The 19,502-nt window shown below is 70.0% G+C and carries 17 protein-coding genes; 10 read left to right on the top strand and 7 right to left on the bottom strand.

Annotation, left to right across the window (positions count from 1 at the left end; translation table 11 throughout):
* Position 1: 1 nt before the first annotated feature.
* Genes BLR02_RS23515 through BLR02_RS23525 form a run of 3 tightly spaced genes read right to left on the bottom strand, consistent with a single transcriptional unit; the run spans position 2 to position 3,788 of the window.
* Positions 2-1,105 carry a microcin C ABC transporter permease YejB gene (locus BLR02_RS23515; RefSeq protein ID WP_090664844.1) on the bottom strand — a complete coding sequence of 368 codons (1,104 nt, stop codon included), beginning with the start codon at positions 1,103-1,105 and terminating at the stop codon, positions 2-4.
* Positions 1,105-2,976 (bottom strand): extracellular solute-binding protein, encoded by a 1,872-nt coding sequence (locus BLR02_RS23520; protein ID WP_090664845.1) that lies wholly within the window; start codon positions 2,974-2,976, stop codon positions 1,105-1,107. The genes BLR02_RS23515 and BLR02_RS23520 overlap by 1 nt, the downstream gene beginning before the upstream one ends.
* 38 nt (positions 2,977-3,014) lie before the next feature.
* Positions 3,015-3,788, bottom strand: coding sequence for an inositol monophosphatase family protein (locus BLR02_RS23525; protein WP_090664846.1), 774 nt, complete (start codon positions 3,786-3,788; stop codon positions 3,015-3,017).
* Positions 3,789-3,874: 86 nt separating this feature from the next.
* On the opposite strand from BLR02_RS23525, the gene BLR02_RS23530 reads away from it, so the two are divergent.
* Positions 3,875-4,726: a prephenate dehydratase gene (locus tag BLR02_RS23530; RefSeq protein ID WP_090664847.1), complete on the top strand. Its 852-nt coding sequence runs from the start codon at positions 3,875-3,877 to the stop codon at positions 4,724-4,726.
* Here the strand turns inward: BLR02_RS23530 and BLR02_RS23535 are convergent.
* On the bottom strand, positions 4,696-5,361 hold the full coding sequence (locus tag BLR02_RS23535) for a uracil-DNA glycosylase family protein (protein WP_090664848.1): 666 nt from the start codon (positions 5,359-5,361) through the stop codon (positions 4,696-4,698). The genes BLR02_RS23530 and BLR02_RS23535 overlap by 31 nt on opposite strands.
* An 11-nt stretch (positions 5,362-5,372) precedes the next feature.
* Positions 5,373-6,074: a response regulator transcription factor gene (locus tag BLR02_RS23540; RefSeq protein WP_090561272.1), complete on the bottom strand. Its 702-nt coding sequence runs from the start codon at positions 6,072-6,074 to the stop codon at positions 5,373-5,375.
* An 84-nt stretch (positions 6,075-6,158) separates the two neighbouring features.
* Here BLR02_RS23540 and BLR02_RS23545 point away from each other — a divergent pair, with 84 nt between their 5' ends.
* The 4 genes from BLR02_RS23545 to BLR02_RS23560 all read left to right on the top strand — a co-directional run bounded on the left by BLR02_RS23545 (position 6,159) and on the right by BLR02_RS23560 (position 11,442).
* Positions 6,159-6,887, top strand: coding sequence for a HugZ family pyridoxamine 5'-phosphate oxidase (locus BLR02_RS23545; protein ID WP_090664849.1), 729 nt, complete (start codon positions 6,159-6,161; stop codon positions 6,885-6,887).
* Between the two features lie 150 nt (positions 6,888-7,037).
* A complete protein-coding gene (locus BLR02_RS23550) occupies positions 7,038-8,633 on the top strand; it encodes a phosphoenolpyruvate carboxykinase (RefSeq protein WP_090561270.1) in 1,596 nt (531 codons plus the stop codon).
* Positions 8,634-8,749: 116 nt separating this feature from the next.
* Positions 8,750-10,915, top strand: coding sequence for a hypothetical protein (locus tag BLR02_RS23555; protein ID WP_143018260.1), 2,166 nt, complete (start codon positions 8,750-8,752; stop codon positions 10,913-10,915).
* A gap of 176 nt (positions 10,916-11,091) precedes the next feature.
* Positions 11,092-11,442 (top strand): DUF2237 family protein, encoded by a 351-nt coding sequence (locus BLR02_RS23560; protein ID WP_245704923.1) that lies wholly within the window; start codon positions 11,092-11,094, stop codon positions 11,440-11,442.
* Positions 11,443-11,452: 10 nt separating this feature from the next.
* Here BLR02_RS23560 and BLR02_RS23565 read toward each other — a convergent pair whose 3' ends face one another.
* Positions 11,453-12,367, bottom strand: a complete 915-nt coding sequence (locus BLR02_RS23565) for a dioxygenase family protein (RefSeq protein ID WP_090561268.1) — start codon at positions 12,365-12,367, stop codon at positions 11,453-11,455.
* Positions 12,368-12,423: 56 nt separating this feature from the next.
* Entirely contained in the window at positions 12,424-12,843 is a 420-nt protein-coding gene (locus BLR02_RS23570) for a cupin domain-containing protein (RefSeq protein WP_176849766.1), read from the bottom strand.
* Between the two features lie 280 nt (positions 12,844-13,123).
* Between BLR02_RS23570 and BLR02_RS23575 the strand changes: the two genes are divergently transcribed.
* The 5 genes from BLR02_RS23575 to BLR02_RS23595 all read left to right on the top strand — a co-directional run.
* Positions 13,124-14,431, top strand: a complete 1,308-nt coding sequence (locus tag BLR02_RS23575) for a family 1 glycosylhydrolase (protein WP_090561266.1) — start codon at positions 13,124-13,126, stop codon at positions 14,429-14,431.
* Entirely contained in the window at positions 14,428-15,654 is a 1,227-nt protein-coding gene (locus tag BLR02_RS23580) for an MFS transporter (protein ID WP_218127349.1), read from the top strand. Before BLR02_RS23575 ends, BLR02_RS23580 begins: the two co-directional genes overlap by 4 nt.
* Complete coding sequence (locus BLR02_RS23585) at positions 15,635-16,462, top strand: aldo/keto reductase (RefSeq protein WP_090561264.1); 828 nt, start codon at positions 15,635-15,637, stop codon at positions 16,460-16,462. Before BLR02_RS23580 ends, BLR02_RS23585 begins: the two co-directional genes overlap by 20 nt.
* Before the next feature lie 455 nt (positions 16,463-16,917).
* Positions 16,918-18,462 (top strand): sensor histidine kinase, encoded by a 1,545-nt coding sequence (locus tag BLR02_RS23590; protein WP_176849767.1) that lies wholly within the window; start codon positions 16,918-16,920, stop codon positions 18,460-18,462.
* A 261-nt stretch (positions 18,463-18,723) separates the two neighbouring features.
* Positions 18,724-19,502 (top strand): IS5 family transposase gene (locus tag BLR02_RS23595; protein ID WP_408735514.1). Its coding sequence is split into 2 segments (ribosomal slippage), with 780 coding nucleotides annotated over them: positions 18,724-19,048 and positions 19,048-19,502; the frame shifts between segments, so codons are not numbered across the junction. This gene is flagged as partial in the annotation.

Below are 19,502 nucleotides of genomic sequence, written 5' to 3' on the forward strand. Positions count from 1 at the left end.
CTTACCGCCGCGCCTCGAAATCGATCCGCGGGTCGACCAGCGTGTAGGCGAAGTCGCCGATGATCTGCATCACCAGCCCGAGCAGGGTGAAGATGTAGAGCGTACCGAACATCACCGGATAGTCGCGGCGGATCGCGGATTCAAAGCCGAGCAGGCCGAGCCCGTCGAGCGAGAAGATGATCTCCACCAGCAGAGCTCCGGTGAAGAGGATGCCGATGAAGGCCGAGGGGAAGCCGGCGATGATCAGCAGCATCGCATTGCGGAAGACATGGCCATAGAGCACGCGCTGCTCCCCTGCCCCCTTGGCACGGGCGGTGACGACGTATTGCTTGTTGATCTCCTCCATGAAGGAATTCTTGGTCAGCATGGTCAGCCCGGCAAAGCCGCCGATGATGAGGGCCAGCGTCGGCAATACCATGTGCCAGGCATAGTCGGCCGCGCGCGTCACGAAGGAGGCGTTCTCGAGCCCGGGCGAGAGCAGGCCGCGTAGCGGGAACCACTGAACGAAGCTGCCGCCGGCGAAGAGCACCACCAGCAGGATGGCGAAGAGGAAGCCAGGGATCGCATAGCCGACCAGCACCACCGCGCTGCTGGCGAGGTCGAAGCGGCTGCCATCCCGCACCGCCTTGCGGATGCCGAGCGGGATGGAGACGAGATAGATGATCAGCGTCGACCAGAGGCCGAGCGAGATGGAGACCGGCAGCTTGTCCATGATCAGCTGCGCGACCGGCCGGTCCTGGAACAGGCTGCGTCCGAGATCGAAGCGGGCATAGCCGGCCAGCATCTCGCCAAGCCGCGTCGGCCAGGGCTTGTCGAAGCCGAAGGCGCGCTCGATCTCGCGCACCACAGCGGGGTCGAGGCCGCGGGCGCCGCGGTAGCGGCTCGCCTCATTGCCGCCGCTCTCGCCGCGCGGCGGGCCGGTGGTCTCGCCCTGGCCCTCGCCGGACAGGCGTCCGAGGGTGCTGCCGCCCTGCCCCTTCAGCTCGGCCAGCATCTGGTCCACCGGGCCGCCGGGGGCGAATTGCACCACGGCGAAATTGATCAGGATGATGCCGAGCAGCGTCGGCACCACCAGCAGCAACCGCCGGAGGAGATAGGCGCCCATTACTGGGGCCGGGCTTCGCGCTTGCCCTGCTCGACGGTGCCCTCGCGGCCCTGTTCGATCCACCAGCTGTCGAGGGCCAGGGCATATTTCGGGTTGCGCGGCGGGCGGCCGAACTTGTCCCAATAGGCCAGGCGGAAGGTCCGGCTGTGCCATTGCGGGATCATGTAGTCGTTCCACAGCAGCACGCGGTCGAGCGCGCGGGTGCGGGCGACCAGTTCGGCGCGGTCGGGCGCTGCGATGACCAGCTCCACGAGTTCATCCACCACCGGGTTGGCGATGCCGGCGACGTTCTGGCTGCCATTCTCCTGCGCCTTGGCGCTGGTCCAGAAATCCCGCTGCTCGTTCCCGGGCGAGAGGGACTGGCCCTGCCCGTCCACCGTCATGTCGTAGTCGAAGGCGTCGATCCGCACCTGGTATTGCGCCGGGTCGATGGTGCGGATGCGGGGCTCCATCCCGAGGCGCTGCAGGTTCTGCATATAGGGCAGGGCGACGCGCTCGAAGCTCGGCCCGTTCAGCAGGATCTCGAAGGCGAAGTTCTGGCCCGCGGCATTCACCAACTTGCGGTCCTTCACCACCCAGCCGGCCCCGCGCAGCAGGTCGAGCGCGCGGCGCAGCCCGTCCCGGTTGTTGCCGGAGCCGTCGGTGACGGGCAGGCGGTAGGGTTCGGTGAAGAGGCGGTCGGGGATGCGGCCCTTATAGGCCTGCAGGATCTCCAGCTCCCGCCCCTCCGGCACACCGGAGGAGGCGAGCTCGGAGTTGGAGAAGTAGGAGGTCGTCCGCGTGTAGCTGCCGTAGAAGAGGTTGGCGTTCATCCATTCGAAGTCGAAGACCTCGATCAGGGCGCGCCGTACCCGCGCATCCTGAAAGAGCGGCCGGCGCAGGTTCATGGCGAAGGCCTGCATGCCGGTCGGCAATTCGTGGCGGATCTCGTCGCGCTTGACGAGGCCGCGCTGCACCGCCGGGAAGTCATAGGCTGTGGCCCATTCCTTGGCGATGTTCTCGGTGCGGAAATCGATCTGCCCGGCCTTGAAGGCCTCCAGCGCCACGGTCGCGTCGCGGAAATACTCGTAGCGCATCACGTCGAAATTGGCCGTGCCCTTCGCGGTCGGCAGCCCCGCTGCCCAGTAATCCGGCACGCGGCGGTAGACCAGGCTGCGCCCGGCCTCGAAGCGCTCCAGCCGGTAGGGGCCGGAGCCGAGCGGCGGCTCGAGCAGCGGGCGGGCGAAGTCGCGGCCCTCCCACCAATGCTTCGGCAGCACCGGCATCTGGCCGAGGATCAGCGCCAGCTCGCGGTTCTCGTTGGTCCTGAAGCGGTAAGTCACACGCCGGGGGCCTTCGGCCACCACCTCCGCCACATCGGCCCAATAGGCGCGGTAGAAGGGCCGGCCGCTCTGGCGGAGGGTGTTGAAGGTCCAGACCACATCCTCGGCGGTGACGGGCCGGCCGTCATGGAAGCGCGCCTCGGGGCGGAGCTCGAAGGTGACGCCCATGCGGTCGGCCGGCTGCTCGATGGCGGCAGCGAGGTGGCAGTATTCGGTGCTGGCCTCGTCCGAGCTCTGCTTCAGCAGCGTGTCGTAGAGATTGACGAGGCCAACGGCCGCGGTGCCGCGCAGGACGTACTGGTTGAAGCTGTCGAAGCTGCCGAGCGCGGTCAGCGCGATCTCGCCGCCCTTCGGCGCCGCCGGGTTCACCCAGGGGAAATGCGGGAAATCCGCCGGCAGGGCCGGATCGCCCAGCAGGGAGAGGGCATGGCTGCGGGTCGCGGCGGCCGGTGTCGCGGCGGGCTGGGCCGCGGCTGTCTGGGCCCCGGCCCGGGCGGGCTGGAGGAGCGGGAGGGCGAGGCCCGAGGCGAGAAGGGTGCGGCGATCCATGGCGGGAGGATGGGGGTTCGCCCCGCCAGGAGCAACCATCAGCCGCCGAGCAGGCCGATCGCCTCCGGCAGCAGCGCCGGGTCGCCCACCGCCAGGACCCGCCCATCGCTCTCGAGGGTCAGCGCCTCGCCCCGCCAGCCAGTGACGCGGCCGCCGGCGCCCTCCACCACCGGCACCAGCGCCGCCCAGTCCCAGGGTTTCATGGTGCATTCGGCGACGATATCGACCAGGCCGAGGGCCAGCAGGCCGTAGCTGTAGCAATCGCCACCCCAGGTGACGCGGCGGGCGGCGCCGCGCAGCCGCTCGAAGCCCGGCCGGTCCTTCTCCTCGAACATGTCGGGGCTGGTGCAGGAGAGCTCGGCCTCGGCCAGGCGCGCGCAGGGGCGGCAGCCGGGGGTGCCGCCGAGGGGCGAGCGGAAGCGGGTCTGCTGTCCCCTGGCGCCGATCCAGCGCTCGCCGATGCCCGGCTGGTCGATCAGGCCGAGCACCGGCACCCCGCGATGCAGCAGGCCGATCAGCGTGCCGAAGAGGGGGCGGCCGGTGACGAAGGCGCGGGTGCCGTCGATCGGGTCCAGCACCCAAAGATATTCCGCCTCCACGCGGTCCGGCCCGTATTCCTCGCCCCAGATCCCATGCCCGGGGAAGCGGGCGCCGAGCACCTCGCGCATCGCCCGCTCGGCGCCCCGATCAGCCTCGGTTACCGGGCTCGCATCGCCCTTGGCCTCGACCAGCAGGGGGGAGCGGAAGAGCGGGCGGATGACGGCGCCGGCCGCCTCGGCCGCCGCCTCCGCCGCCGCGATGAATGCCTCCATGCCTCCGCTCCCCGGTTTGCGCCGCCAGACACCGTCGATTAGAAGCCGCGGACCCTTCTTGCAACGCCACCCGCTGGGGCACCCGCATGACCGACGTGATCGCCTTCCAGGGCCTGCCCGGCGCCTATTCCGACCTGGCCTGCCGCGCCGCCTATCCTGGCTGGACCACCCTGCCCTGCCCAAGCTTCGAGGCGGCGATGGATGCGGTGCGCGGCGGGCAGGCGGGGCTCGCCATGCTGCCCTGCGAGAATTCGCTGGCTGGCCGGGTGCCGGACATCCACCGCCTGCTGCCGGAAAGCGGGCTCTCGGTCGTGGGCGAACATTTCGAGCGGGTGGAGCATTGCCTGCTGGCGCCCCCGGGCGCGACACTCGCCACGCTGCGGCGGGCGCATAGCCACCCGGTGGCGTTGGGTCAGGTGCGGAACATCCTGAAGGAGCTGTCGCTCACCCCGGTGATCGAGGCGGATACCGCCGGCGCGGCGCAGATCATCGCCGAGCGTGGCGGCGTCGAGGACGCGGCGATCGCCAGCGCGCTGGCCGCCGAGACCTACGGCCTCGCCATCCTCCGGCGCAATGTCGAGGATGCGGCGCACAACACCACGCGCTTCTATGTCTGCTCCCCTGCCCCGCATGTGCCGCCGGCGGGCACGCCGGATTGCGTCACCACCTTCGTCTTCCGGGTCAGGAACATCCCGGCGGCGCTCTACAAGGCGCTGGGCGGCTTCGCCACCAATGGGGTGAACATGACGAAGCTCGAGAGCTACATGCTGGACGGCGAGTTCACCGCGACGCAGTTCCTGGCCGATGTCGACGGCCATCCGGAGGAGGCGCCGGTGCGGCGGGCGCTGGAGGAGCTGGCCTTCTTCTCCCGCGAGCTGAAGCTGCTCGGCACCTATCCGGCGCATCCCTACCGGCAGGCGCATCGCGGCTCGGCCTGAGGCCTGTCCAGCACCTCGGCATCCGGCCAGCAGGAGGGGATCGCCTCCCATCGCTCGCGGTAGCCCGCATAGACCTGCGGGCTTGGATGCGCCGATCGCCAGAAGCCGACGCCGGGAGGCGGCTGCACGTCGCTGCGGTCCCAGGCGCGCTGTGCCGTCGCGCCGACCAGCACGATGGCGCGCAGCCCCTGGAGCAGGCCGACCAGCCCCGTGATGGCGCCGGCCGCCAGCCGGCGCTGCAGCGGGCTGATCGCCAGCGTCCCGTCCCACCAGGGGATCACGTTGGAGATCAGGCACCATTCGAGGGGCAGCCGGTTCCGCTCGAGGGCGAAGCGGTAGGTCGCCTCCGCCGTCCGGTCGTCGTTGTGCATCGAGATAAAGCCGGAGCCTCGGGTGCGGGACGTCCTCGGCCCGGGCTTCTCGAACAGGAACAGGGCACGGGCCGCTTCGCCGCCGCTTGCCGGGTCGAGGTCGGGCACTTCCCAGCCCGGTTGCTGCGCCCGGAGATCCGCGACGTAGTCGATGAGCCGGGCCATGTGCCGCGGCCGGGACTCCAGCAGCGCGCGGCGGCGCCGCACGGCATCCGGGTCGCGCAGCGCGCGCGGCGTGAGGTCGCCCGGTGGCAGCCCGGTCACGCGCCCGCCCGTCAGCTCTCCTTGTAGCGGTAGCCGATGCCGTAGAGCGTCTCGATCTGGGCGAAATCGTCGTCCGCCTGGCGGAACTTCTTGCGCACCCGCTTCACATGGCTGTCGATGGTCCGGTCATCGACATAGATGTTCTCGCCATAGGCGGCATCGATCAGCTGGTCCCGGTTCTTCACCATGCCGGGGCGCAGCGCCAGCGCCTTCACCAGCAGGAATTCGGTGACGGTGAGCTGGATGTCGGTGCCCTTCCACAGGCAGGTGTGCTTCGTCTCGTCCAGCACCAGGTCGCCGCGGACGATGACGCCGCCGGCCGGCGTGCCGCTGCCCTCGGCGCGGCTGGCCTCGTTGCGGCGCAGCAGGGCGCGGATGCGCTCCAGCAGCAAGCGCTGGCTGAAGGGCTTGGTGATGTAGTCGTCGGCGCCGAGGCGCAGCCCCATCAGCTCATCGACCTCCTCGTCCTTCGAGGTGAGGAAGACCACCGGCATGGCGCTGCGCTGGCGGAGGCGCTGCAGCAGCTCCATCCCGTCCATGCGCGGCATCTTGATGTCGAGCACGGCGAGGTCGGCCGGGCGTGCGAGCAGGCCCTGCAGGGCGCTCTCGCCATCCGTATAGGTGCGGACGGTGAAGCCCTCCTGCTCCAGCGTCATGGAGACGGAGGTGAGGATGTTGCGGTCGTCGTCCACGAGGGCGATCGTGGCTGGCATGATCGGGTCTCCGCCTGAACTCGTGCGAGGGTCGGATGACCCATATAGTGCGGCATTGTGGCACAACCCGGACGGGATCGCGTGATGGGGACCGAAAACCTGGGCTTCGAGGCCCGCTGCCTGCTGCGGGGCGCAGCGGCCGGGACGCTCGCCACCGCGGCGGAGGGCCAGCCTTTCGCCAGTCTCGTCACCCCGGCCATGGCGCCCGACGGCGCCCCGCTGCTGCTGCTCTCCTCCCTGTCCGCCCATACGCGGCAACTCCGGGCGGAGCCGCGCTGCGCCCTGCTGGTCACCGGCACGCCCGAAAGCGTGAACCCGCAGACGGCGCCGCGGGTCACGCTGACCGGCCTCGCCGAGCCGGTGCCTGAGGCGGAGGTCCCGGCGCTCAAGGCACGCTGGCTGGCGCGGCACCCCTATGCGGCGATGTATGCCGATTTCGGCGACTTCGCCCTCTGGCGCATCCGCCCCGGCGAGGCGCTGCTGGTCGGCGGCTTCGCCCGGGCACATCGCATCCGCCTCACCGACCTGCTGCCCGCGCCGGATTCGGTCGCGGCGATCGAGGCGGCGGCGGAGGACATCATCAGCCATGTGAATGCCGACCATGCCGATGCCGTGGCGGCCATCGCCACCGGCCTGCTCAACGGCGCGCCGGGCGAGTGGCGGATGGTCTCGGTCGATGTCGATGGTGCCGACCTCGCCGCGGGCGAGGCGGTGCGGCGCCTCGCCTTCACCACCCCCGTCACCGATCCTGGCGGGGTACGGACAGAACTGGTGCGCGCGGCCCGCGAGGGCAGATCCCGCCTTGGTTCGTGATCTGGCGCCAATGTGCGGGGCTTCGCGTTGACCCGGGCTGTCATCGCGCCGTAATTTGGCCCCCGAATTGGCCGATATGTATCTCGCGGAGGCATCGCCACGGGAGAGCCTGGGCGCCTTTCGCGCGTAACCAACCGGAGAAGAGACTGCATGTCAGCGCCCGAGACCGCCCTTGCCGGGACCGGCGTGGCCGGTGCCACCACCGTCCATGCCAACCTGACCGCCGCCGGCCTCTACGCCCATGCGCTGCGGCGGGGCGAGGGCCGGCTGTCCGCCGACGGCGCCTTCATGGCGGTCACGGGCGTGCATACCGGCCGTTCCGTCCAGGACAAGTTCGTGGTCGACGATCCGGAGGTCCACGAGCAGATCTGGTGGGGCAAGATCAACCAGCCCATGGCGCCGGAGAAGTTCGGTGGCCTCGCCGCCAAGGTCCGCACCTGGCTCGGCGCCCGGCCGGAGCTGTTCACCGAGGACCTCTATGCCGGCGCCGACCCCGCGCACCGCATCCGGGTGCGGCTGGTCACGACCAATGCCTGGCACGCCCTCTTCGCCCGCAACATGTTCATCCGCCCACCGCGGGAGGAGCTGGCCGGCTTCACGCCGGACTTCACCATCCTGCACGCGCCGGAATACGAGGCCGACCCGGCCGTCGATGGCTGCCGGACCAGCACCTGCATCGCCCTCTCCTTCGCGGCGAAGACCATCCTGATCGCCGGCACCTCCTATGCGGGCGAGATCAAGAAATCGATCTTCACCGTGATGAACTGGCTGCTGCCAGAGAAGGGCGTGCTGCCGATGCATTGCAGCGCCAATCTCGGCAAGGGCGGCGATACCGCGCTGTTCTTCGGCCTGTCCGGCACCGGCAAGACCACGCTGAGCAGCGACCCGGAGCGCAGCCTGATCGGTGACGACGAGCATGGCTGGTCGGATAGCGGCGTGTTCAACTTCGAGGGCGGCTGCTACGCCAAGGTCATCCGCCTCTCGCGCGAGGCCGAGCCGCAGATCTGGGATGCCAGCCACCGCTTCGGTGCCGTGCTCGAGAATGTCGTCGGCGACGAGCGTGGCAATCTCGACCTCAACGACGGCTCGCTGACCGAGAACACCCGCTCCTGCTACCCGCTCGAGTTCATTCCCAACACGGTGAAGGGCGGCAAGGCCGGCCTGCCGAAGAACGTCGTCATGCTGACGGCGGATGCCTTCGGCGTGCTGCCGCCGATATCGAAGCTCTCGGCGGCGCAGGCCATGTATCACTTCCTCTCGGGCTATACGGCGCGCGTCGCCGGCACCGAGAAGGGCCTGGGCAAGGAGCCGCAGGCCACCTTCTCCACCTGCTTCGGCGCTCCCTTCCTGCCGCGGCACCCGGAAGTCTACGGCAAGCTGCTGGAGGAGCTGATCAAGCGCCACGGCGCGGATTGCTGGCTGGTCAATACCGGCTGGAGCGGCGGCGCCTACGGCGTCGGGCAGCGCATGTCCATCCAGCACACCCGCGCCCTGCTGCGGGCGGCGCTCGATGGCTCGCTGGCCCAGGTCGAGTTCGTCACCGACCCCTTCTTCGGCCTGCAGATCCCGAAATCGGTCCCGGGCATCCCCGCCGAGGTGCTGAACCCGCGCGAGGCCTGGGCGGACAAGGCCGCCTATGACCGTACCGCGAAGGAGCTCGTCTCCCGCTTCGAGGCGAATTTCGAGAGCTTCTCGGGCGGGGTCAGCGAGGCGGTGCTCGCCGCCGCCATCCGCGCCGCGGCCTGACAACACGGGCGCCGCAGCGAAGGCCGCGGCGCCCACCGTTTCCTGACCAGACCACGTCTTGCCGCGCTGCCATCGCCGACGGTTAAACCTTCCGGCAGATGAGGAGCGCGAGGCCATTGCCCCAGTCAGCACAGGCGACCGAGGCAGGGCCTTCCGTCGTCCCGGCAGCGGTCCGTGCCGACCACATGCCGGCTTGGCTGCAACTCCTCCTGGCCGGGTTGTTCGGCCTGGCCCATGTCGCGATCCTGCTGCGTCTGGGCCTGGCGATGGCCGGCGATGCCTTCTGGCAGCGGCCGCCTGGTGACCTGGCAATGGCCACGATCGGCGCCGAGGCACTGCTGCGCGACGGCTGGCACTTCCCGCTCTCGGCGACCGCCCTGCTCTCCTCCAGCGCCCCCTTGCCCATCGTCTACACCGACAGCATGCCCTGGCTGGTGGTGCTGCTGAAGGCGCTCGGCCTTTCGGCCGACAGGGTCGCGCCGATGGGCCTCTGCATCCTGCTCGGCTTCGTGCTGCAGCCGGTCGCGGCGCTGGTCCTGTTGCGGGCCGCGGGGGTCCGCCGATGGGAGGTGCTGCTGGCGGGCATCGCCTTCGCCTCCTTCCTCCCGGCCTGGATCCTGCGCCTGCACATGCACCACCTGGCGCTCGCCTCGCACTGGGCGCTGCTGCTGGCGCTGGCGCTGGCGGTGCAGGCCGTGCGGCAGGGTGTCTCCGGGGCGGTCATCGCCGGCTTCGCGGCGCTTGGCGCCCTGGTGATCGGCCTGCACGCCTATCTCTGGGCCATGGTAGCCGGCATCGCGCTCGGCGGGCTCATCGCCGATGCCGCGAGGCACCCCGCCCCCGGCTCCGCTCTGCGCGGCGGCCTCGGCTTCGCCGCGTTCCTGGTGGCTTCCGTGCTCGCGGCCTGGCTGCTCGGCTACCGGACGGAGAACGGGGCACCGACCGGCTTCGGCTTCTTCTCGATGAACCTGCTGAGCCCCCTCGTGCCGCAACTCTCCGGCCTGTTCGGAACGCTGCCGGCGGGGCCGGTGACCAATGGCATCCTCGACGCCACAGGCGGCCAGTATGAGGGCTTCAACTATCTCGGCCTCGGCATCCTGCTGCTGCTGGCCGCCGCGGCGCTACACCTGGCGCGCCACCGGGTGCAGGCGCCGCCCGGCCTCTGGCGCGCCGCCCTGCCGCTCGGCCTGGTGCTGCTCGGCTGCCTCCTCTTCGCTCTCAGCAACCGCATCATCCTGGGCAGCCTTGCGCTGCCGGCCATACCCCTGTTCCCTTGGCTGGATAACCTGGTGAGCCAGTTGCGGGCCTCGGGCCGCTTCTTCTGGCCGCTGGCCTATCTGCTGCCCGCCCTGGCACTGGCGGTGCTCGCGCGGGCACGGCACCGGCAGGCCGTGGGCGCCATGCTCGCGGGCTTCGTCGTGTTGCAGGCGGCTGACATGGCGCGGCTGGACGGCATGCTGCGGGCGACCTTCCGCGCGCCGATGTCGGCGGATTTTGACCCGACCCCGCTGCGGCAGCCCGGCCTCGAAGGCCGGATGATGACGCTGCACCCGCCGCTGGCCTGCACGCGCCCGGGCGGCTGGCCGCTGGACTTCTCCCAATTCGCCATGGCGGCGATGCGGGCCGGGATGCGCGTCGAAGGTGGGCCGGTCACGCGGCTGATCGGCGGACGAAGCTGCGAGGCCGCGCGGCGGGACGCACTGGCGGGGCTGCAGGACCGCAGCGGGCTGCATGTCTTCCTTGCCGGCCAATGGCCGGAGGCCCTGCTGCTGCGCGCGGCCGCGACGGCCCCCTGCCGCGGTTTCGAGATGGGGCTGGCCTGCGGCGACCCGGTCCTCATCGCCGGCTTCCCCCAGGCCGTGCCGGCCCCGCCGCCACCCCTGCAGCCGGGGGCGGCGCGCTCCTTCGCCGCGGGCGGGGACGGCATCAGGCTGCTCGGCACGGGCTGGTCGATGCCGGAGCGCTGGGGCGTCCGCTTCGTCGCTCCTACGGCCGAGCTGGTCCTGCCCATGCCGGCGGACCGGAAGGGGCCGGCGAGGCTGACGCTGCGCCTGCGCGGGCCGGCGGCGCCCGGCCGGACGGTGATCGTCGAGGCGGAGGAGCGCGAACTCGCCCGCGGGTCTATCGCCGGGAGCCGCGGCATCACCCTCGCCGTGCCGCCGGAGGCCCTCCAGGCCGGCCTTCTCACCCTGCGCTTCGTGGTCCCGCCGGCGGGCGGCGATGCGATGGACGACCACCAGCGCGAACTGGGCCTCGAGGCCATCAGCCTGGACGCAGGCTGATCGCTTCGCAGTCCCGCCCAAAGCTGTGGACGGCACCCGGAGACCCGGCGCAGAGTCGGCTCTCCCGGTCCCTGGCCGGGCCTTGACCACCCGCTTTGGATGGAGGCCTGCCGATGCCGGATGGCGGAATGGGACCGGGACGTTGGCCGCCCAAGGGCCAACCCTCCTCCACGAACGTGCTGGGCAGTCCGCTGCTTCCCTGCTCCGTCGCGCCGCTCACCGGCTTCTACCGCGACGGCTGCTGCAACACCGGCATCGAGGATCGCGGCCTCCACACCGTTTGCGTCCAGGTCACGGCGGAGTTCCTCGCCTTCTCCCGCAGCTGCGGCAACGATCTCTCGACGCCGGTGCCGCAATACGGCTTCCCTGGGCTGCGGCCGGGCGACCGCTGGTGCCTCTGCGCCGCGCGCTGGGAGCAGGCGCGCCAGGCCGGTGTGGCACCGCGCGTGCTGCTCGAGGCAACGCATGTGGCGGCGCTCGAGATCTGCGCGCTCGACGACCTGAAGGCGCACGCCCTGGAGGCGTGAGCCGTCCTTGTCAGCCGGCGGCGGGCATCAGGCTCGAAGGGTCGGCGCCGACGCGGGCGCCGCCTTCCCCGGCTTCCAGCCGCGACAGGCGGAAATCATAGTGGATGCTCGGCAGATCGGGCCTTGGTGAACCGGGTTGGCCCATCGCCTCCTGCACCACGAGGGATTGCGAGACGCCGAAGACGGTGTCGCTGCCGATATTCGGGTCGTCGGCGAAGTAGAGCGCCGTCACCAGCTCCCGATGGCCCTCCGCCGAGACCAGCACGTGGATATGGGCCGGGCGCATCCCGTGCCGGTTCTGGCGATGGACGAATTGCCCGACCGGTCCGTCCATCGGGATGCTGTAGCCGATGGGCTTCACCGTGCGGAGGTGGAAGCGCCCCTCACCATCGGCGCGGAAGCGGCCGCGCATGTCCATGACCGAGGCGTCCCGCGCCTGAAGGTCGTAGAGCCCCTCCGCATTGGTCTGCCAGACATCAATCACCGCGCCCGGCAGCGGACTGCCCTCGGCATCCGTGACCTGGCCGAAGATCACCAGCTCCGTCCCGCCGGCATCATGGATGGCGATGCTCTCGCCCGGGGCGAACTCCGGCGCCTTCTCGCGGAAGAAGGGGCCGAGCAGGCTGGTCTCGGTGCCCGCCGCCTCACGTCCCTCGGCATCATGCATGACATTCACGAGGCGGGAGAGGCCGAGCACGTCGGAGAGCAGGATGAACTCCTGCCGGTAGGGCGTGCAGGCCTGGCCCACCGCGGTGAGGAAGGCGATGCCGGCCAGCCATTCATCCGGCTTGAGGTTCACCTCGCGGGCGAATTCATGCAGGTGCCGGGTGGCGGCGGCCATGATCTCCCGCATCCGCGGGTCGGGCGTCGCCGCCATCTGGGCGATCGCCTCGCGGGTGACGCTGTCGCGGTCGAGATCCTGCATGGCGTCCCATCCTTCCGATGCCGAGCCCCCAGGATCGGAGGCCCAGCCGGCCGCGGTCAATCCTGGCGCGGCGGGTCGCAGGCCATGGTCGCCATGTCGCCCGGGATGGATAGTTCGAGAATCTCCACATCGTCGGAGGTAGCGATCTCGTTATGCTTCATCCCGCCGGGAATGAGGATGGCATCGCCGGTGCCGGAGCGGGTCCGCGTCCCGTCCTCGAATTCGAGCTCCACCCAGCCCTTCAGGATGTAGATGAACTGCGCCTCGCATTGGTGGGTGTGCCAGCCGGTCGGCTCGGTCATGCCGGTGATGGCCTCCATCACCTGGGCCCGCAGCTTGCCGCCGGTGGCGGCCTGGACGCCGAGGTCCCGGTAGCGGAAGAATGTGCGCCGCCCCTTGACGAAGGGCTGGTCCGCCTTCCGGGCCACAATGAGCTTGATCTCCGGGCTCGACGCGCCCGCGACGGAACCATCCATGGGCATCCTCCTCCGGTGTCTGTCGCACCTCGTGGAGGAGACTACACCCGACGGGTGGCCATGCCAGTGTCCTGTTCGGCAAGGCCCGCATCCGGTCGAGGCGGAACACGTCATGGCGGCTTCGTACGGTACTGTACGATGCAGCACCATGCCGGGCACAAAGCGAAAACCTCGCCATTCCACTAGGAACTCTATCTTCCCACGCCGCGATTGAACGAGATCGAGCGGAGCGAGGCAGCATGACGGGAACTGCGAAGCACAGGCATGCGAGAGGCCACCGGTGACGGCAGCGCTCTGGGGTGGCCTCGAATGCAGTGTCCTCCGCAGCGCCTGCGGCTGGCGCGACCAAATCCGGGAGACCGGGCATCATGACCGGATCGGCGATCTCGAAGCCGTTGCCAGTCTCGGCATCCGTCGCCTGCGTTACACCGTGTCCTGGGAGCGTGTGGCGCCGGACAGCCCGGTCGAGTGCGACTGGGCCTGGCATGATGAAAGGCTGGCGGAGCTGCGCCGCCTTGGCATCACGCCCATAGTCGGTCTCGTCCATCATGGCGGCGGGCCTGCCTATACCAGCCTCGACGACCCGCGCTTCCCATCGTTGCTGGCCGAATTCGCCGGGCGCGTCGCTCGCCGCTACCCCTGGGTCACCGACTGGACCCCGGTGAACGAGCCGCTGACCACGGCGCGCTTCTCCGGCCTATACGGCCACTGGTTCCCACATGGGACGGGAGAGGCGAGCTTCCTTCGACTGCTGGCGCATGAATGCCATGGCGTGCTGTTGGCGATGCGGGCGATCCGCGCCGTCATCCCCAGTGCCCGGCTCGTGCAGACCGAGGATATCGGCCATACCTTCTCGACCCCGCTGCTGGCCTATCAGGCGCACTACGAGAATGGCCGGCGCTGGCTGAGCCTCGACATACTCTGCGGCCGTGTCGATCGCGACCATCCCTGGCACGGGCGGCTGCTGGCGGCCGGCGTGCCGGAGGCGCTGCTGGAGGATCTGGCGGCCTGCGAGATGGGGCCGATGCTGCTCGGCCTGAACTACTACGTCACCAGCGAGCGGTTCCTCGACCACCGCCTCGGCCTCTACCCGCCTGAGACTCATGGCGGGAACGGACGCCACCGCTATGCCGATACCGAGGCCGTGCGGGTTCCCATAGCGCCCGGTCTTACTGGCTGGCTGCCGCGGTTGCGGGAAGCCTGGCAGCGCTACCCCGGCCTGCCGCTGGCTGTCACCGAGGCGCATATCGGCTGCACCGCGGATGAACAGCTCCGCTGGCTCGCTGAGTGCTGGCGAGCCGTCGAGACGCTGCGCGCCGAGGGGGCACCCTTCGAGGCGGTGACGATCTGGGCACTGTTCGGCGCCGTCGACTGGTGCAGCCTGCTGGCCTGCCGCGCCGGACGCTACGAGCCGGGCGCCTTCGACGTTGCCCATCCCGATGCGGCTGGCCGCCCTCGTCCGACCCTGTTGGCGGAGGGCGCCGCGGCCCTGGCACGGCATGGCCGGCTCGACCATCCCTTGCTGGAGGCGCCCGGCTGGTGGGCACGGGAGGAGCGTATGCATCCCGAGTTGCGACGGGCCGGGTGACCCCCACCCGGGCGCTCGATGTCCTGAACGTCCTGCTCTCCGATGTCCGCTACGGGCTCGGCGCCTATCTCGGTGTCTATCTGCTGACCGAACATCAATGGGATGCGGGGGAGATCGGCCTTGCGCTCTCCATCGGTGGCTTGGCCGGGTTGCTCGCACAGGCGCCGATCGGCCTTCTGGTCGATGCCATCCGGGCCAAGCGGGCGCTGATCGCGGGCGCGGTGCTGGTGGTGATGGCCTGCTGCCTCGTGATCCCGCTGGCACCGAGCTTCTGGCCCGTCACGCTTGCCGGCGTGGTCGGAGGGCTGGCCGGCACCTCGATCGCGCCGACGCTCGCCGCCATATCCCTTGGCATCGTCGGGCCGGAGCGCTTCGCCCGCCGGGCCTGCCGGAACGAGGCGCTGTTCCATGCCGGCAACGGCGCAATCAACCTGCTGATCCTGGCGACCGCGCCCTTTTTCGGCACACCGGTGCTGTTCTGGGTGATGGCGGGGACGGGGCTGGCCAGCGCGGCGGCGGCACTCGCCATCCCGCCCCGGTCCATCGACCATGCGGTGGCGCGCGGGCTGCTGCCGGGCGCGGCGAATGTCGCACCGCGGCAGGGCTGGCATTTGCTGACTGGGAGCCGGCCGCTGCTCACCTTTGCCCTGTGCGGCGCGCTGTTCCATATGGCTAATGGCTCCATGCTGGCCCTGGTGGCGCAGAAGCTTGCCCTGCAGAATATCGGTTGGGGGGTGGCGTTGACCGCCATCTGCGCCATCGCAGCCCAGGTGGTGATGGTGCCGGCCGCGACGCTGGCCGGCGCCCGGGCTGAGAGCTGGGGGCGGCGGCCCTTGCTGCTCGCGGCCTTCCTGGCACTGGCGCTGCGCGGCCTGCTCTACACGGCCTTCGACCACCCTGCCTGGCTGATCGGCGTCCAGTTGCTGGATGGCGTCGGGGCGGGGCTGATCGGCGCGCTGTTCCCGGTGGTGATCGCTGACCTCACCCGCGGCAGCGGGCATTTCGCCGCAGCCCAGGGCGTGGTGGGGACGGTGCATGGGCTGGGCGGGGTGGTGAGCGGGGCGCTGTCCGGCCTTATCGTGGTGTGGGCCGGCTATGATGCGGCCTTCCTGGCGCTCGCGGCGACCGCCGGGCTGGGCGCGGCGTTGTTCTGGCTCACCATGCCGGAAACCCGGCCCCTCCCGCTTGAGAAGGAGTTCGCGCATGACCATTCCGCTGCTTGAGACGGCGCTGACGCGCATGCCCGCCCTCGGCTTCGGCACTTGGCCGATGCGCGGGGCGGAGTGCCAGGCGGCGGTGGAATCCGCCCTTGGCCTCGGCTACCGTCATGTCGACACCGCCGAGATGTACGGCAACGAGGAGGCGGTGGGCGCCGCCCTCGCCGGCAGCGGCCTGCCGCGCGAGGAGATCTACCTCACCACCAAGGTCTGGAACGACAAGCCGAAGGGCGCCGAGATCCGCCGGGCAGCGGAGGCGAGCCTCGAGCGGCTGCGCCAGCCCTATGTGGACCTGCTGCTGATCCATTGGCCGAGCCCGCAGCTCGACCTGCCCGATGCGCTGCATGCTCTTGCCCGGCTGCGGGAGGAAGGACTGGCGCGGGCCGTGGGCGTGGCGAATTTTCCGCCCGGCCTGCTGCGGCAGGCGGTGGAGGCGGAGATTGCACCGATCGCCTGCCTGCAGGTCGAGCATCACGTCTATCTCGACCAGTCCAGGCTGCTCGATTACTGCCATCGGCAGGATATCCTGCTGACCAGCTACACCCCAGTGGCGAAGGGCGAGGTGCTGCGGGACGAGACCATCCTCGAGATCGCCCGCAAGCATGGTGCGACACCGGGGCAGGTGGCACTGGCCTGGCTGCTGGGCATGCGCGGCGTGGCAGCCATCCCCAAGGCGGCCTCGCCTGAGCGGCAGCGGGAGAATCTGGAGGCGGTCCGCCTCAACCTGGATGAGGCAGACCGCCTGGCGCTCGCCGCGCTGCCGAAGGACCGGCGGATGGTGAACCCGGCGATAGCACCCGACTGGGAGTCCTGACGCTGCCGTGCCGGAGATCGCCCGCTCATCCTAGGCGGCAACCACCAAGCCCCTAGCCCGGCTGGGTACGCGGCCCAGCCTGGCTACAGCCCGATACGGTATCACGATGACCTGTGCGACATTATGGTTGCACAGCGGTGACGGCATGCTCCACACCGTATCCATTCCAAATCGGTCTGCGCCACCATGTCCCTCAAGCTAGACCGCATTCCTGCGGACCAGTTCACCACTTTTCGTTTTGAGAAGGTGATTGGAATGGCTCGTGCCGGGCAGTGCAATGGTGGCGCCGCGCTGCCGCTCCGTGATCGACCGGATCCCGCTCGAGCTCCGGCCGCCGGCCGCGTACCGGCGTGAGCCTCGGCAGCGAGGCACCATCGGTGCAGGGTCGTCCGGCGAACGGAACCATTGATGCCGCAGTGGCTGTGGAAGGCGGGCATGGAGCCGAGACCGCGGCGGTGACTGCGGCCAAAGCCCTCGACACCGAACTCGCGGCAAGCCAGGACGCGCTGCGCGAGCGAACCAGGCTGCTGGCCACCATCACCGACAATGCGGCCGAGGCGATCTTCCTGATGGACGCCGATGGCCGGGTCACCTTCATGAACCCTGCCGCCGAGCGGATGTTCGGCTGGCCGCGCGAGGAGCTGCTAGGCCGGATCCTGCACGATGAGGTGCACCATCACCGACCCGATGGGCGCCCCTATCCCATAACGGAGTGTCCACTCGGACATGTCTTCGCCACCGGGGGCACCCTCGAGGCTCATGAGGACCTGTTCTTCCGCCGCGACGGCTCCCCGATCCCGGTCGCCTGCTCCAATGCTGCGATCGTGACCAATGGGCAAACGACCGGGGCGGTGCTGGTGGTGCATGACATCACCGCCCGGAAGACGGCGGAGGCGCGCCTGACCGCGCTGGTCGAGCTTGGCGACCGGCTGCGCGAACTCCAGAGCCCGGCTGAGATCGCCTATACGGCCGCCGAGATCATGGGGCGAACGCTCGGCTCCGACCGCGCCGGCTACGGGATGCTGGATACGGTGAAGCAGACGATCCGCATCGAGCGCGACTGGAGCACGGACCGCCTGCCGAGCCTGACGGGCACCTTCCGGCTGGAGGATTACGGGACCGGCTTCACCAACCTCCTTCAGCGGGGCGAGGTGGTGGCCGTTGACGACCTGCGCTCCGACCCACGGACGGCGGCCACGGCCCAGGGCCTCGATGCCATCGGCGTCCGCGCCTGCCTGCACGCGCCAGCGCTCGAAGCGGGCCGGGTGTCGGCGATCCTCTATGTGCATTCGGCGACGCCTCGTCGCTGGACCGAGGAGGAGATGGCCTTCGTACGCGGCGTGGCCGAGCGCGCCTGGGCAGCAGCCGAACGCGCGCGCGCCGAGCGGCGGCACGACCTGCTGCTGGCGGAACTGAACCACCGGGTGAAGAACATCCTCTCCACCGTCCAGGGCCTGGCGGCGCAGACATTGAAGGGGACCGGCGGCGACCCGGCTCGCTTCGCACAGCATTTCGGCGCACGGCTGCGCACCTTGGCGCGGGCGCACGACATGCTGACAGCGCATGGCTGGGAGCCGGCCCCAATCGCGGCGACGATGCATAATGCGCTCGCGCCCTGGCTGCAGGGTGGCCGGGCGGGGCAGATCGAGATCGCGGATGCGGACCATGCGGTGCCCGTCTCGCCACGGCAGGCCCAGGCCCTGGTGCTGGCTTTCCATGAGCTGGCCACGAACGCCACCAAATACGGGGCATTGTCCACGCCCAAGGGCCAGGTCAGCATCCGCTGCCAGGCCGGCCCGGACGGGAGCGTGGCCGTCGACTGGACGGAAGCCGGCGGGCCACCGGTCGTGAGGCCGCCGGACCGGCGTGGCTTCGGCACGCGGCTGCTGGAGCGTGGGTTGGGTCAGGATCTCGGGCCGGGCAGCACGGTTTCGCTGCGATTCGAACCCGGGGGGCTGCAGGCGGAAATCCGCTTTGTCCCCATGCCGGTGCCGGGCTGATCTCTGGATCAGCCAAGAAGCATGGCAATGGCAGAGACGCCACATCATGCAGCCTTGGCTGCCGAAGGCTGCGTCACATCAAGCTTGGATCAGGAAGAGACCGGCCCCCGCTTGGGGAAGGTGACTGCCATTCAGACAGGTGATTGCCACCCCTAGCGGCCGGCACCGCATCATCGCGGAACATGAAGCGCATCCCGCACACCCCGGCGGGGTCCAGATTTAAAGCTAAGAACAAAACCCGGGCTGAGGCGTTGAGGAGGGATGGCTCTCCTCGTTTCTGATGACCTCTGGGGGGTGGTGGAACCGCTGTTGCCGCGGGAGCGGCCGAAGCCGAGAGGTGGCAGGCCGCGTGCGCCCGACCGTGCGGCGCTGGCGGGCATCTTGTTCGTGCTGCGAACGGGCATCCAGTGGCATGAGGTGCCGACCGAACTGGGCTGCTGCGGCAAGACCTGCTGGCGAAGGCTGGGCGAGTGGCATGCCGCCGGGGTCTGGAGAGGACTGCACCGTGTGCTGCTGGAGCGACTGCAGGACGCGGGCGCCCTGGACTGGAGCCGGGCGGCGCTGGACAGCACCAGCCTGCCCGCCAAAAGGGGGGCGCCGAGGTTGGGCCGAACCCGACGGACCGCGGCAAGCCTGGCACGAAGCGCCACCTCGTCACGGATGCCCAGGGCACGCCGCTTGGCCTGACGCTGAGCGGCGCCAATCGCCACGACAGCCGTATGCTGGCGCCCACCCTGGATGCAGTACCGGGCGTGCGGGCCAAGCACAGGGGACGTCCGCGCCGTAGGCCCACCAAGCTCCACGCCGATAAGGCTTACGACCACCGCCGCTGTCGCCGTGAGTGCCGCACCCGCGGCATCACGCCACGCATCGCACGGCGTGGTATCGAAAGCAGCGCCCGGCTGGGCCGCCATAGGTGGGTCGTGGAGCGTACCTTCGCTTGGCTGGCCCGGTTCCGACGCCTGACTGTCCGCTACGAGCGCCGCGCCGACCTCCATCTCGCCCTCACAACCCTCGCCTGCGCCGTGATCTGCCTGCGC

Source organism: Belnapia rosea (assembly GCF_900101615.1).
GTDB classification, from domain to species: Bacteria; Pseudomonadota; Alphaproteobacteria; order Acetobacterales; family Acetobacteraceae; genus Belnapia; species Belnapia rosea.

Bases quoted from the DNA above. Each gene is read 5' to 3' on its own strand.
- BLR02_RS23515 (WP_090664844.1), bottom strand. From the start codon at position 1,105: ATGGGCGCCTATCTCCTCCGGCGGTTGCTGCTGGTGGTGCCGACGCTG.
- BLR02_RS23520 (WP_090664845.1), bottom strand. From the start codon at position 2,976: ATGGATCGCCGCACCCTTCTCGCCTCGGGCCTCGCCCTCCCGCTCCTC.
- BLR02_RS23525 (WP_090664846.1), bottom strand. From the start codon at position 3,788: ATGGAGGCATTCATCGCGGCGGCGGAGGCGGCGGCCGAGGCGGCCGGC.
- BLR02_RS23530 (WP_090664847.1), top strand. From the start codon at position 3,875: ATGACCGACGTGATCGCCTTCCAGGGCCTGCCCGGCGCCTATTCCGAC.
- BLR02_RS23540 (WP_090561272.1), bottom strand. From the start codon at position 6,074: ATGCCAGCCACGATCGCCCTCGTGGACGACGACCGCAACATCCTCACC.
- BLR02_RS23545 (WP_090664849.1), top strand. From the start codon at position 6,159: ATGGGGACCGAAAACCTGGGCTTCGAGGCCCGCTGCCTGCTGCGGGGC.
- BLR02_RS23550 (WP_090561270.1), top strand. From the start codon at position 7,038: ATGTCAGCGCCCGAGACCGCCCTTGCCGGGACCGGCGTGGCCGGTGCC.
- BLR02_RS23565 (WP_090561268.1), bottom strand. From the start codon at position 12,367: ATGCAGGATCTCGACCGCGACAGCGTCACCCGCGAGGCGATCGCCCAG.
- BLR02_RS23570 (WP_176849766.1), bottom strand. From the start codon at position 12,843: ATGGATGGTTCCGTCGCGGGCGCGTCGAGCCCGGAGATCAAGCTCATT.
- BLR02_RS23585 (WP_090561264.1), top strand. From the start codon at position 15,635: ATGACCATTCCGCTGCTTGAGACGGCGCTGACGCGCATGCCCGCCCTC.